This is a genomic window from Spirosoma koreense, from assembly GCF_054777875.1.
The window spans coordinates 202,512-215,417 of record NZ_BAAHAC010000003.1; the positions used below are offsets into that span (position 1 = coordinate 202,512).

The following is a 12,906-nucleotide window of genomic DNA, read 5'->3' on the forward strand; positions in this document are numbered from 1 at the left end:
TTCGGAGAAGCTCCATCGGGATTGACGCGCCTTTACCTCTCTTAGCGCGCCAGATAGAGCGCCAGCGCGACTAGGGCCCCCACCAGCGTATTGAGAAAATTGACGGCATCATTCGGAAGGGTGCCCCGTCGCTCCAGGGTTGCACCCAGTAGCGAATCGGACAGATTACCGATGGTGCCCGCAATCAAAAGCCATAAAACGGGCCAGCCCCAGCCAAACCCGATCCCGTACAGAACAGCGATGAGGCTGCTTCCCAGCAAACCCAGTAATGTTCCTTCCAGGCTGATCACCCCGTCCAGACCTCTCGTGTCGGGCCGGAGCGTGAGGATATTGTAGAACCGACGACCGTAGACAGTCCCGAGTTCGGAGGAGCAGGTGTCGGCCGTGGCCGACGAAAAGCTGGCGGCCAGCATGATCTGGAACAGCTCGGCTTTAGCGGGGTACAGCCAGGCCAGCAGGCCCAAAATGCCCGCCATACCCGCGTTGGCGATGGCCTGCGAGGCCGTTCGACGTCCTTTGTTGGCTTCGGCTACGCCTATCTTTACTTTATCCTGTAACCTCCAGGATGTAGCCAGCGAACCCAGAACAAAGAACACGCCCAGCATGGCCAGCCCTGTTAGTCCGGCTCCCAGGAAAATGGCAAAACCCAGCAGCCCACCGGTCAGGGCACCTACGGGCGTGAGTTTATTCGCTTTTACACTCAGCAGCATTCCGATCAGGAGAATGCCCAGAACAACCCAGTACGGCACTTGCATAGTTGACTAGTTATACGAACGGATTAGCCGCTATACCCAAACGCTTTACCAAACTAAATGGCTGATTTGGTTCTGATATATTGGAAATCAGCCATTTAATTGAGGGGTTTTTGTCATCCTGACGACAGGAAGGATCTCAAAGCCCCTAATACATAAACGAGAATGCGTTAAGGTCCTTCCTGTCGTCGCTTCGGGTTATCTGGCCGTGCCGGACACCGGTACTAGTTTCGCCGATAAGTCCGGGTCTTTCATGTTGGCGTCGAACGGGAACATGGGGCGCTGAATCCGTTTGTAGGGCAAACGGGCCAGGTCCTGATCGACTCCGCCGGGTGTCAGAGCCATGATCCAGCCGGCCTGCATGGCATACAGTTCGGGTTCGAGGTAGCCGATCTTAACCACCACGATGTCTGATTGACGGGGTGCCAGGCCCAGACGGGTAAAGTCGGCTTCTTTGTGGTAGGGCTTCCGCTTCTGGGTAACGATCACGTGCACATTGCCTACCTTCACGACCACCTCCACTTCGGCATCCCGGTCGCCTTTGACAATCGATTCGACCGTGCCATTCAACGGAACAGGTGGCGCAAACCGAGCATCGACCCGGGCACCGGCCCCACCGGATACCTGTCCGCCAACCCCGACCGCCATTGCCTTTTTCACCAACTCCGGGTCAGGAATGGATGCGTAGATGAGTGAAGGCCCATCGGCCCGCTTAAACGCCGGATGGGCCAGAATCTGCGTGATTGTCCAGGTCACATCCCCAGCGCCCCCGGCCGTTGGGTTGTCGCCGGTATCGCTGATGAAAAACGGATGCCGGGGGCTCGACAGGGCTTTCGCCAGCGACTCGTCCAGGGTGCCCGTGGGAGCTACAAACCCGAATTTTGAGCGGACGTTCCAGAAATCGTGCGCCAGTTTCTCCGCCACCCGGGTCACTTTGGCTTTATCGTCGCCGGTCACCATCACGGCCGCATGGTTGCGCGGTTCGTCGGCCCAGGCGTAGCCGATCCAGATCCCGGCGTCGACAATCCCGTCCTGATGGTCGGCCAGTGGGGCGACTTCCTGATACAAACTTTTGCCGGGCTCGATGCGGGTGCTGGTTTTTTCGCCGGGCAGCAGGATCGGGACGGTAATCAGGGCTTTGTAAGCCGGCTTGCCTTTTCCACTTTTGATCCGCTCCAACAGGTTGACCACCGCCCGCTCTTTGGTTTGCATGGCATCTTCGTGGGGAGCCATGCGGTAACAGGTCATCAGGTCGGTATGCTGGGCCAGCCGCCAGGATACGTTGCCGTGCAGGTCCATGGAGGTCGAGACAATAGTTTTGTAACCAATCACGCCCCGGATTCGGGCCAGCAAATCCCCTTCCGGATCGTCGAGGCCCTGCACACTCATGGCGCCGTGAATATCGAAATACAAGCCGTCGTAAGGCATGTATTTTTTGAGCGAATCCAGGGTTTTATTCACCAGCGATTCGTACGCTTCCCGCGTAACGGCTCCGCCGGGCAGCGATTTGCCTACGATGGCGGGTAACCAGATCGCCTGTTTGCGCAGGGGCGATACGGCCATCATGAACGGATAAGCGTTGAACACATCGCCACTGTAACGGGCGTGAAAGGCTTCTTCGTGGGTAACAGCGGGCGAAAACGTGCTGGATTCGATCCCTAAACCGGCAATGGCAATTCGGGGCAATGCGTTTCCGGATGACGTGGTTCCCTGAGCGATTCCGGCGCTGGTAACGGTCAGCCAGGTCAGAAGGCATAGATACATCTGTTTCATGCGCACAAGTTAAGGCGCATCCGCCTGACTTCACCGGAAATCCGGTCCGATTCGTGTTTTTGACTGAAAAATGTAGTACCGGCCTGACTTACCTGCTGCTCCCCCTTTCCTGAACCTGTTTCAGTAAGGCCGCTAACTCGGTTACGACCTGTGGATGTTGAGCCGCTACGTTTTGCTGTTCGCCGACGTCTGCCGTCAGATCGTATAACTGCGGGTTCGGATCATAGCCGGTTTCGATGTTTACTTCCGGCATTCGTCTTTGGCCGGTGCTGGGCGCTATGTATTTCCACTTATCTTTCAGGATAGACAGCGTCCCGTTCAAGGCGTGCTCGACCACGTATGGCCGGTTCGTGGTGGTTTTCCCCAGCAACACGCCCAGGTTGTCGAAGCTGTCGGGAGCTTCCGTTGGGCGGGGCTTCTGACCGGTCAGCCCCGCCAGCGAGACCAGCAAATCTACCTGACTGAACAAGGTATTCGAAACGCCTGCCTTGACACGACCGGGCCAGTGGACCACAAAAGGCACCCGCGTACCCGCATCGAAAGCGCTGTATTTGCCACCCCGCAGCGGTCCGGCTGGCGTGTGCCCGTTCAGTTTCGTAACGGCTTCGTCCTGATAGCCATCATCGACGACCGGGCCGTTGTCGCTGGTGATGATGACCAGGGTATTGTCGGTCAGCTTAAGCCGGTCCAGGGTTTTCATCACTTCGCCAACGCTCCAGTCCAGTTGCAGAATAGCATCGCCCCGCGGCCCCATGCCGCTTTTACCCACGAACCGGGAATGGGGCATGCGCGGCACGTGAATGTCGTGGGTAGCGAAATAAACAAAAAACGGGTTGCTTTTATGGTCTTCCATAAACCGGGTAACCTTGTCCGTGAGCACGTCGGCTATGTCTTCGTCGACCCACCAGGCCGACTTTCCCCCGCTCATGTAGCCAATCCGGCTAACCCCATTGACGATGGTCTGGTCGTGACCGTGAGAGTACTTCATTTTGAGCAGTTCGGGGTGGGCTTTTCCCGTCGGCTCGGTTCCGATCGGTTCTTTATAACTCACCTGAACGGGGTCTTTCGGGTCGAGGCCGACAATCCGGTGATTTTCGACGTACACACAGGGAACCCGGTCGGCGGTAGCGGGAAGCAGAAACGAGTAGGTGAAACCGATTTCCAGCGGTCCGGGCTTGATATCTCCGTTCCAGTCGGGGCCCCCTTTCGGACCGAGCCCCAGGTGCCACTTTCCGATGGCCGCTGTCGCGTAGCCAGCTTTCTGGAGAACGCCCGGCAGCGTAATGCGATCAGTCGGGATGAGCAGGGCCGCGTCGCCGGGAGCAATGCCCGTTCCGGTTTTACGCCACGCGTACTGCCCAGTCATGAGCGTAAACCGGGAAGGCGTACAGGTGGCCGAGCTGGCGTGGGCATTGGTAAACCGAAGTCCCTCAGCCGCCACGCGGTCGATATTTGGGGTTTTGATCCGGGTAGCCCCGTAGCAGCTGACATCGCCATACCCCAGGTCATCGGCATAAATCAGAATGATGTTCGGCTTCGACTGCGCGATGATCACAATCGGAGCGAGGAAGAACGAAACGATAAGGCCCAGAATACGGTGTTGCATGCTACGATCGAATGAGAAGGCTAAAGGTAAAAACTACGCTGATAGTTTCTGTAACGTAGGCCATCTAGAGGCTTAAAATTAAGGCTCTGGTCAACGATACGAAGCAATAGAAGGGGGTGCGCACAAAAAAGCCCCGCCGGAATGACCAGCGGGGCAGGACTTTAGAAGAAAGGTAACAAACTAAAAACGCCTGCCCAACTGGTTTATTGTATAACCTGAAACAGATTTGTGTTTATTTTTCACTTTTTTCGCCAATCTTATTATCCGGACGGGACACATTTAGATCGTGATCACAATCCGCTCGCTGGATTTGGTGGCTTGCTGCCAGGCCTGTGCGACATCGCTGAGCGGAACGGTCCTGAAGGGCAACGTCAGCTTGCCTGTTGCGGCCAGACTCAACATCTCGGGCAACTCGTGCTGCATGTAGTGGCCGATGGCCTGAAGCGACAGACTGCCGATTCCCGACCCGATAAACTCGATGTCGCGGCTGCGGAGCAAACCAGAGTCCAGAGAAATCGACGCGCCAGCCATTTCGCCCACTGTTACGATTCGGGTGTGCTGGTGATTCGGAATCGTTTTCAGGGCGGCTAGAATCAACTCTATGGGATGACCCCACAAGTAGTCCTGAACGATGTCGATGGGTGTTCGGGCGTAAATTTCCTGGAGTTGCTGAATAACGGCTTCGTCGGCCTGTTGCAAGGAAACCACTTCGTCGGCCCCCAACTCGGTCAGGGTTTGCAGGGTGGCCGGGTTTCGCCCCGTGGCAATGACCGTTTTCGCTCCGTGAAACTTAGCAACTTGCACGGCCACCAGGCCGGTAATCCCCGTAGCACCATTGATCAGCACGACATCGCCTTTTTTGATCTGCGCCCGGTGGCGCAGGGCTGCATCCGAACCGAGTAGCGCATTAGGGAGAGCGGCCGCCAGGGTGTCGTCAAGGCCATCCGGCACGGCGGTCCAGCGGTTCGTTGCAACCAATGCCTGTTCGGCCATCATGCCCGATAAGCCCATGGCGTAGATTCGCTGCCCATCGGCCAGCACGCCGACGCCATCGACGCCAACCACCGCCGGAAACGATGGGTAATGGGTGTAATGGTTGCCACTGGCTTTCAGCAGATCCAGTTGCTTGATAGCCGCTGCTTTTACCGAAATCAGGGTCTGCTGGTCATTGTCGGGAATAGGCGGCTGGATATCGCCGTAGCTGGGAAGTGTTCCTTCCTCCTGTAAAATGGCTGCTTTCACGAGGTTCGTTTGGGATGAGTTACGATTGAGTAACCCATCCGGAAGGGCCGACGTTCCAGCCAGGGGCTGAGGAGAAGAGGCTCGTATTTATTCCTGAAAAAACAGTGACGTTTGTTACCAGCTGCCCGCGGAGCGTTCATACGGATCGGCTTCGGCAGACGGATAGGTGTACGTCTCAAAATAGTGAGCGGTGTTGGCCAGCGAAACCGATGGGTCGATCATGGCCCGCTGAAAGGGTCGAAGCGGCTCCCGGCGTAACACTTTTTGAGGAAAGTCGGGATTGGCAATGGCAGAGCGCCCGATCGCCAGTAAATCGCCATGCCCCTGTTGCAGGATACGCTGTGCGAGGTCGAGGTCGTGTAAGCCACCGTTGGCAATAACTGGGCAGGTAAGAATGGACCGGGCAATCCCCGTTGAGGACCGGCCATCCGGATACGAACATTCCCGTTGCCAGCCGCCCCCTTCGGCCGCGATGTGCAGGTAATCGGGCGAGATTGTCTTGACTTCATCGAAAATCAGTTCCGCCATTTGTGCCCCTTCTTCCCAGCGATAAGCCAGGTTGTTCACTTTGCCTTCCGACAGCCGCAATCCGACGATAAAATCGGCGGGCACTGCCGACCGAATGGCAGTATGCAGTTCTGCAATGAACCGAAATCGATTCGCGACCGAGCCGCCATACTGGTCGGTGCGCTGGTTGGTATACGAGGTCAGAAACTGGTCGGGTAAGTAGCCGTTGGCCGCGTGAATTTCGATGCCGTCGAAACCGGCTTCCACCGCCTGCCGGGCGGCCCTGACGTACCCATCAATGACCCGACTGATAGCTGCCAGACTCATGCCCACCGGTACCGAAAACTCGCTTACTCCGCCTAACGACGCGACGGGTTTGCCCAGTGGTTTTATCGCCGAGGGAGCCAGGGTGGTTGGTAACGCCTGCGAGAGGGCACCCGCGTGCATAAGCTGGCAAAGAAACAGGGTGGGGTACGCCCGCACCCGCCGGGTAATTGGTGCCCAGCCGCGAACCTGTTGGGCGGTGGCGATGCCGGGCTGATTCAGATTACAGATCGACGCTTCGGTATCCGTATAAACGCCTTCGGTAATGATGGCTGCGAAACCACCGCGGGCGAATGCTTCGTAGTAATCACCCATGGCTGGCGTCGGCACTCCCTGTCCGCTTGCGCTGACGCGGGTCATGGGGGCTACGATAAATCGGTTAGCCAGCGTTCGGCTGGCGAGTCGGATCGGATCGAAAAAGGAAGAATTGGGCTGGCTCATCACAGTTGGAATTGATGTGCACAAAACTCCGGCTCAGCGGCCTTTTTCCACTAAACCTAGATTAAGAAATGCGCCCGGTCTGGCCGTTACTGACCCGTGGGCTTTCGGCGAAGTTTGCTCAGGAAAACGGGAGTGATGCCCAGGTAAGCTGCGAGGTCTTTCAGCGGAATTCGCCGGGCAATCTGGGGGTAGGCGTTTAAAAACAGCGCGTACCGTTCGCTGGCCGGTAAACTCAGGTTGTGCATCAGCCGCTGCGAGGTGGCAATGAGGGCGTTTTCGTTAAGTACTTTAAAAAACGTCTGAACATTGGGTAGCTGCTGGTACAGCTTTTCGAGCGAGGGCTTATCGATGACCAGCAGGGTAGTGGGCTCCAGCGCTTCGATGGTCAGCGCCGACGGGGTATTGTGTAAAAAGCTGCCCAGATCGCCCGCCCACCAGTTTTCAATGGAAAACCGCAGGATATGGTCGACGGCGTTTTCGTCGGTATGGTAGGTTTTCAGGCATCCGCTCACGACGAACGATTCGTATCGGCATACGTCACCCTGTTGCAGCAGGGCTTCTTTTCGCGTCAGCCGACGCGGGCTGAAATGGGAAGACAGCCGGGCAAACTCGTCATCGGAGAGTTCAATTTTCGTTTCGATATGCCTGCGGAATGCTTCGAACATGAGGTATGGTGGGTGGCCGGGCGGGCGTTTTGCCCTACTCCGCACTTGACAAACTAACTGAAATGCACAGTAAAATAAAAACGCCCGCCTGGCCACGATCTACCGACCTACCAGATAACGCCTGAAAGAAACCCGATGTGACCTCAAAACACCTCGTTAAAAGTTTGGGCTGGTCATCGGGAAACGACAAAAGTATTTTTGTTGGCAGTTATCAACACCTTCCTTGGGTTGAAGCTAGGGAAACACCAAACAACTACTATGAATCAAAAAACATCGGCCGCTTTCGTGGCGGCCTCCTGGTTGGCGCTCGGCGCCGGTATGATCGGTTATTTAATAGGACTGTGGCGGTCTCAGATGCAACTGAACGAAAAAGGGTTCTATTTCACGGTCCTCATGTTAGGCCTGTTTTCGGTGGTTTCGGTGCAAAAAAGCGTCCGGGACCGACTCGAAGGATTTCCAGTGACGGATCTGTACTACGGCATCTGCTGGTTTTCGACCCTGCTGTCCATTGTGCTCCTGACCATCGGGCTGTGGAATGCGACGCTGCTGCCCAGCGAGAAAGGATTCTATGCCTTCGCTTTTCTGCTCGGTTTGTTCGGAGCCATTGCCGTGCAGAAAAATACCCGCGATAATCAGGAGTTCACGAAAAAAGTTTAAGGCCGAACCGACATCCAATCAGGTAGCACGGACTGACTTATTGGCTACTCTACCCTCACTGTATTTTGTCCTGCCGCACCGGCGGACCGGTCAGCAGGACAAAATACAGTGCTAATTTCCACAACTCACCTCGCACTTGGTACAAACAGCACGGCGTCGGCCGCCACCGGACCATCGGTTTGGGTTGCCACCAGCTCGACGTAGCTGGTTTTGCCGACCGGAAGCACATAACTACCCAGGGCTACCCACTCGCCGGAGGTCTGGCCCAGCACCACCACGTCTGCCGGTTTGAGCGGAATCGATTTGCTGGTTTTTCCGGTAAACACCCTGATCTCTAGTTGCGAAGCCGCTTTTTCCAGCCGGGGCAAATAAGCATAGATCTGGTAGGTGCCTGCTTTGGTCAGGGTGGGCGTAAACCGCACCCGGTCGTTGAGCTGGCCACCCCCTAGGAGGTACGACGGACCGTATCCTCCTTTACATTTCCGGTCGGTCGTCCAGGTACCCGTCGTCGTAACGGCTTCCTGGTTGTCGTTATCGACCAGCACTTCGGGTGTGCTACCATCCGCGAGGGGGTTGCGCGTCAGTTCCCGCTGCAGGCTGGCTACATCGACCTGCTGTACGCTGGTTTTGGCGTCGATGGCCATTACGGCCGCCAGCCCCGACGACTGACCGAGCACCATAAAAACCGGCTCCATCCGGATCGACCCGTAGGCGATGTGCGAAGCGGACAGGCAAACCGGCACGAGCAGGTTCTGGCATTCCGATTCTTTCGGGATCAGTGCCCGGTACGAAATGGGGTAAGGCCCAAAGCCGCCTACCTCGACATTCCCTTCGTTCTTAGCCATGTGTCGTCCGTCTTTTTCGATAACAATCCGTTGGATATTGTGCGAATCCATGGTATAGGCGGCCATGCCAACTCCGTCCTGCACAACCTGCTGACCCTGGCAGTTGGCCTGTGTCATAACGTAACTGCCCACCATCCGCCGGGCCTCGCGCACATACAACTGGGGCGACCAGTGATCCGAATCGGCGTATTCGTCTTTCGGGTACCCCCATTTCAGCATTTCCTGCCGCAGCTCCGTTGGAACCCGGGAGTCGTGCCCAAAAAAGTAAAGCAGGCCTTTGGTGTAGCGCGCGTGTCGGTCGATGATGTCCGTTCGGGTAGCGTAGTCGGCCTCGGGGTAATCCCAGTTCATGCCGATCATGTCGGTCGAAAAGCCGCCCCGGTTGTTGATGTCCGTTTTGTTGTTGGGCATCCGGCTCCAGATAAAATAATCGTTGAGGGTACGTTTCTGCGGCTGGGCCTCAAACAGCCGGAGCAAGAGGTCGTAACGGGTGGAATCGTAGCCGGCAGGGCGCGTGATCGGCACCTGATTCGCCGGATCGGCACTCAGACAAATGCGGTAGTTATAGGCCTGCACTTTACGGTCGCCCGTACCGTTGGGTACCAGTTTTTCGGTGCTGACGCCCCAGAGCAGGCCTGATTCGGGCTTACCCGGTATGCGAAACGGGTCGATGCCGTCCGGTAGCTGGTGGCCGGTCATCAGCTGAACTCCGTCGATGGTTTCGTTGTATTGCTTGTTATCCTCCCGACCGACGCTGTACGAAACTCCCGCTCTCGCCATCAGGTCGCCTTCGTAGGAGCAGTCGATAAACATTTTGGCGCGAATCGTCTGCTTCGTGGTGGGTTTGTCGGCATTTTCAACCACAATTTCCTGAATCCGGCTGCCCATTTTCCGGACCTCGTCGAGCCGGTGCGAAAACAGGACGTTTACCTGGCCCCGGTTCACGTAGTCGCTGAAAAGATTTTCGGCCACGTGCGGCTCGAATATCCACTGTTCGAATTTTCCGTAATGCTGCCCAATCCGGCGGTAATAGTCGCGGGCCAGTCCGGTGATGGCGTATTTATTGCCGATATCGGTGAGGCCCAGCCCGCCCGTCGTCATACCGCCCAGGTGCCGGCCAGGTTCGATGAGCAGAACCGATTTTCCGTATTTTTTGGCGGTATAGGCCGCTATGACCCCGCCCGAGGTGCCGCCGTAAATGCAGATATCGACTTCTTTAACTGACTGAGCCAGTAAGGGCAGAGGAAGAACTAAACCGAAAAGAGCCAGTAGGACGAACCGGTAGAGTGGGATGGTGCGCATGGAGAAAAAAGCAGGACGAATGAACAAACACCTGAAAAACAGCGAATGGGCCTTTTTCTACCATACTTCCAATGCGTGGGTGTCGATAATCGACAGGCTACTGCCACATTCTTTCATGCTTCCTTCGTCAGCCTGACAAAAGAGTTAGTTGGTTATGCATCGCAATTCCACCCAAACACTAGCCGGTTCGCTGCCTGAATCGGCAAACTATATTCGGACGGGAAGATCGGTGCTGTATTAAATATTTGTTAATATTGGAATAAAAAAGTGTACGAATACTTAATCGCCGACGACAGGATTAACCGTAAAAACGGGCAGAACTTTGTAAAAAAGTAGCTTCATCAACTATACGGACTTAGGAAAATCAGGTTATGAACCCAACTTTTACGACCTATTCCGACGAATATACGCTGCCGTCAGTTCAGGAAGATCAGGACGAAAAAGCGTTTGCCGAGCTGTACGATGCCTACTTCCGGGTGCTGTTCAACTACACATTCAGTAAAGTAAACGATCGGTTTGCGGCTCAGGAAATCGTACAGGAGTTGTTTATCGGTATCTGGAAACAACGCCATACGACCGCTATCCAGTCCGACCGCGCTTATCTGTTCGCCAGCGTTAAAAACCTGATCATTTCGTACTACCGGAAAGAGTATACCCGCCAGCATCATTACGACCAGTGGGAAATTCAGCGGGAGCACTCCACGACCCCGACCGACCAGCCGCTGCTGACCACCGATCTGCAGGAGCGCTACGAAAAAGGGCTTCGGTTACTGCCACCCAAATGCCGGGAAATTTTTCTCGCCAGCCGCAGTGGTCAGTCGAACCGGGAGATCGCCCGGCACCAGGCGATTTCGGAAAAAACGGTTGAGCAGCATATCACCAAAGCCCTGCGGATACTCAAGCAATACCTCAGAGATTACTACGCTTACGCCCTTATGGGGTTTCTGCACTTTCTGGACTAGCCCCACTGTATAGGCGTATAAGCGTTCAGGACAACCAGGGCAGAAGGTTTAACTAACATCCTCCCAAAGCTCTATGCTATTGCCTTCAGGATCGAGAATATGGACGAACTTGCCGTAGTCATAGACGGCTATTTCGTCAAGGATGGTTACGCCATCGGCCCTTAACTGCTCTACCAGTTCCTCCAGCTGCTCGACGCGATAACTGATCATGAAGTCTTTTTTGGACGGCTCAAAGTAGCTGGTGTTTTTGTCAAAAGCGGCCCAAACGGTGGTCCCTTCTTTGCTGGGGTCATCGGCATGGCGCCAGCTGAACGTTGTGCCATACGCATCCATAGGTAATCCCAGATGTTGAGCGTACCAGTCTTTCATTTTCTGGGGGTCATCGCATTTAAAGAAGATGCCACCTAATCCGGTTACTTTTTTCATAGAGCTAAGGTAAGCCAAACAGGAGAGCAATAGCGCGGTTCTCCTTTTCTATTAGCTAATAATCGACACTATTTTTGTCATTGGGTGGCCGGAATGACAAGTGAGTTGTTGTAAACAGCCTCTAAACTGCCGACAGCATAAACACGAGGATTCTCGAAATGCCGGGGAGCGTCTGTCGGACCTCACTCAAAGCGTTCCGGGATCGGTGTAAAAAAAATCTCATGCCCAACTAAGGGTCAGCCCTTCGGCGTGCGACTTAGGTGTTAGAAAGCCCCTGAGCCATGAAGCCACCGCCGATTTCTCCGCAGTTACTGGACAAATACCTTCAGAATGCGTGTACCCCGCCGGAGAAGGAGCAGGTAGAGGCCTGGTATGCGTCGCTCGAGGGAGAAACCGATTTCCTGGATACGCTGCCAGAATCGGCGCAGCGGCAGTTGCAGGAAGAAACGTTTCGGAATATTCAGGAGGAAAAAGATCGCCCCGAACCATCGGTGGTCAGAACCCTGCCACTGGTCCGGATCGCCTGGCTAGCCGCGTCTATTGCTCTGGTCCTGGGCACCTATTTTACTTACCGCTATTCGACATCCACGGTTCGTCCCGTGGTGCAGGCCCCTATGCTGGCTTCCGGGAGCACCCGGCCCCTGGCTGGCAGTTCAGTGCATTTCGTGAACCGGGCGTCGCGACCCGTGCGGCATCGTTTGCCCGACGGCAGCACAGTCTGGATGCAGGCCGGAGCCGCCATTACTTACCCGGCTCAGTTTGCCCGCCGGCAACGGCTGGTCGATTTTTCGGGGGAAGGGTTCTTCGATGTCAAAAAAGATAAATCCTGCCCTTTCTACATTCAGAGCGGGGAAATGACCATCAAAGTGCTGGGAACCAGTTTCAACGTCAAAGCCCTGGCCGCGCGTAAGTTCTTTCAGGTGGCCGTTGTGACGGGACGCGTGCAGGTCACCGCGCCCGACCGGCAGCAGCAGGCGCAGCAGGTCGTGCTGACGCCCCAGCAGCAGGCCGTTTTCGAAACCGACTCCAAACGGCTGGTTGCGTCGCTGATGCCGGTGCAGAGCCGAAAGGAACTTTACGAAGCCATTACCGTCGTGTTCGACGAAACCCCCCTGAATCAGGTCGTCGACAGGTTACAGAAGCGGTTCAATATCCAGATTCGGCTAGCCAATCCGAAGCTGGCCCTCTGCCGGGTCAGCGCCGATTTCGAGCAGCAGTCGTTGCCCCTGATTCTGGAAATGCTCTGTACCACGCTGGATGCCACCTATACCATGACCGATAAGTCTGTAACCATCGACGGTGCGCCCTGCGAATAAGCCCAGTGACTATGTATTCGTCAAAACCTGCTGATGTACCGATGAGAAACCGTTACCCCAACTTCCCCTGACTGCAGAAAAACCGGGA

At 55.7% G+C, this 12,906-nt stretch carries 11 protein-coding genes; 3 read left to right on the forward strand and 8 right to left on the reverse strand.

Features of this window, described 5'->3' with window-relative positions; translation table 11 throughout:
- Nucleotides 1-41 precede the first annotated feature (41 nt).
- The 6 genes from ACYVC2_RS04325 to ACYVC2_RS04350 all read right to left on the reverse strand — a co-directional run bounded on the left by ACYVC2_RS04325 (nucleotide 42) and on the right by ACYVC2_RS04350 (nucleotide 7,310).
- A complete protein-coding gene (locus ACYVC2_RS04325; protein ID WP_461101067.1) occupies nucleotides 42-755 on the reverse strand; it encodes a DUF92 domain-containing protein in 714 nt (237 codons plus the stop codon).
- 195 nt (nucleotides 756-950) lie between these two features.
- Complete coding sequence (locus tag ACYVC2_RS04330; RefSeq protein ID WP_461101068.1) at nucleotides 951-2,525, reverse strand: M81 family metallopeptidase; 1,575 nt, start codon at nucleotides 2,523-2,525, stop codon at nucleotides 951-953.
- 88 nt (nucleotides 2,526-2,613) lie between these two features.
- Nucleotides 2,614-4,131 (reverse strand): sulfatase family protein, encoded by a 1,518-nt coding sequence (locus ACYVC2_RS04335; RefSeq protein ID WP_461101069.1) that lies wholly within the window; start codon nucleotides 4,129-4,131, stop codon nucleotides 2,614-2,616.
- A 279-nt stretch (nucleotides 4,132-4,410) separates the two neighbouring features.
- On the reverse strand, nucleotides 4,411-5,373 hold the full coding sequence (locus tag ACYVC2_RS04340) for a quinone oxidoreductase family protein (protein ID WP_461101070.1): 963 nt from the start codon (nucleotides 5,371-5,373) through the stop codon (nucleotides 4,411-4,413).
- A gap of 114 nt (nucleotides 5,374-5,487) precedes the next feature.
- Nucleotides 5,488-6,645, reverse strand: coding sequence for an oxidoreductase (locus ACYVC2_RS04345; protein ID WP_461101071.1), 1,158 nt, complete (start codon nucleotides 6,643-6,645; stop codon nucleotides 5,488-5,490).
- An 86-nt stretch (nucleotides 6,646-6,731) separates the two neighbouring features.
- Nucleotides 6,732-7,310 carry a Crp/Fnr family transcriptional regulator gene (locus ACYVC2_RS04350; protein ID WP_461101072.1) on the reverse strand — a complete coding sequence of 193 codons (579 nt, stop codon included), beginning with the start codon at nucleotides 7,308-7,310 and terminating at the stop codon, nucleotides 6,732-6,734.
- Between the two features lie 258 nt (nucleotides 7,311-7,568).
- Here ACYVC2_RS04350 and yiaA point away from each other — a divergent pair, with 258 nt between their 5' ends.
- On the forward strand, nucleotides 7,569-7,967 hold the full coding sequence (yiaA, locus tag ACYVC2_RS04355) for an inner membrane protein YiaA (RefSeq protein WP_461101073.1): 399 nt from the start codon (nucleotides 7,569-7,571) through the stop codon (nucleotides 7,965-7,967).
- Nucleotides 7,968-8,092: 125 nt separating this feature from the next.
- Here the strand turns inward: yiaA and ACYVC2_RS04360 are convergent, their stop codons facing one another.
- Nucleotides 8,093-10,114, reverse strand: coding sequence for an FAD-dependent oxidoreductase (locus tag ACYVC2_RS04360; protein WP_461101074.1), 2,022 nt, complete (start codon nucleotides 10,112-10,114; stop codon nucleotides 8,093-8,095).
- Nucleotides 10,115-10,485: 371 nt separating this feature from the next.
- On the opposite strand from ACYVC2_RS04360, the gene ACYVC2_RS04365 reads away from it, so the two are divergent.
- Nucleotides 10,486-11,076 (forward strand): RNA polymerase sigma-70 factor, encoded by a 591-nt coding sequence (locus tag ACYVC2_RS04365; RefSeq protein ID WP_461101075.1) that lies wholly within the window; start codon nucleotides 10,486-10,488, stop codon nucleotides 11,074-11,076.
- 48 nt (nucleotides 11,077-11,124) lie between these two features.
- Here ACYVC2_RS04365 and ACYVC2_RS04370 read toward each other — a convergent pair whose 3' ends face one another.
- Nucleotides 11,125-11,502, reverse strand: coding sequence for a VOC family protein (locus tag ACYVC2_RS04370; RefSeq protein ID WP_461101076.1), 378 nt, complete (start codon nucleotides 11,500-11,502; stop codon nucleotides 11,125-11,127).
- Between the two features lie 281 nt (nucleotides 11,503-11,783).
- On the opposite strand from ACYVC2_RS04370, the gene ACYVC2_RS04375 reads away from it, so the two are divergent.
- Nucleotides 11,784-12,818, forward strand: coding sequence for a FecR family protein (locus tag ACYVC2_RS04375; RefSeq protein WP_461101077.1), 1,035 nt, complete (start codon nucleotides 11,784-11,786; stop codon nucleotides 12,816-12,818).
- Nucleotides 12,819-12,906: the final 88 nt, after the last annotated feature.

Bases quoted from the DNA above. Each gene is read 5' to 3' on its own strand.
- ACYVC2_RS04325 (WP_461101067.1), bottom strand. From the start codon at position 755: ATGCAAGTGCCGTACTGGGTTGTTCTGGGCATTCTCCTGATCGGAATG.
- ACYVC2_RS04330 (WP_461101068.1), bottom strand. From the start codon at position 2,525: ATGAAACAGATGTATCTATGCCTTCTGACCTGGCTGACCGTTACCAGC.
- ACYVC2_RS04335 (WP_461101069.1), bottom strand. From the start codon at position 4,131: ATGCAACACCGTATTCTGGGCCTTATCGTTTCGTTCTTCCTCGCTCCG.
- ACYVC2_RS04345 (WP_461101071.1), bottom strand. From the start codon at position 6,645: ATGAGCCAGCCCAATTCTTCCTTTTTCGATCCGATCCGACTCGCCAGC.
- ACYVC2_RS04350 (WP_461101072.1), bottom strand. From the start codon at position 7,310: ATGTTCGAAGCATTCCGCAGGCATATCGAAACGAAAATTGAACTCTCC.
- yiaA (WP_461101073.1), top strand. From the start codon at position 7,569: ATGAATCAAAAAACATCGGCCGCTTTCGTGGCGGCCTCCTGGTTGGCG.
- ACYVC2_RS04360 (WP_461101074.1), bottom strand. From the start codon at position 10,114: ATGCGCACCATCCCACTCTACCGGTTCGTCCTACTGGCTCTTTTCGGT.
- ACYVC2_RS04365 (WP_461101075.1), top strand. From the start codon at position 10,486: ATGAACCCAACTTTTACGACCTATTCCGACGAATATACGCTGCCGTCA.
- ACYVC2_RS04370 (WP_461101076.1), bottom strand. From the start codon at position 11,502: ATGAAAAAAGTAACCGGATTAGGTGGCATCTTCTTTAAATGCGATGAC.
- ACYVC2_RS04375 (WP_461101077.1), top strand. From the start codon at position 11,784: ATGAAGCCACCGCCGATTTCTCCGCAGTTACTGGACAAATACCTTCAG.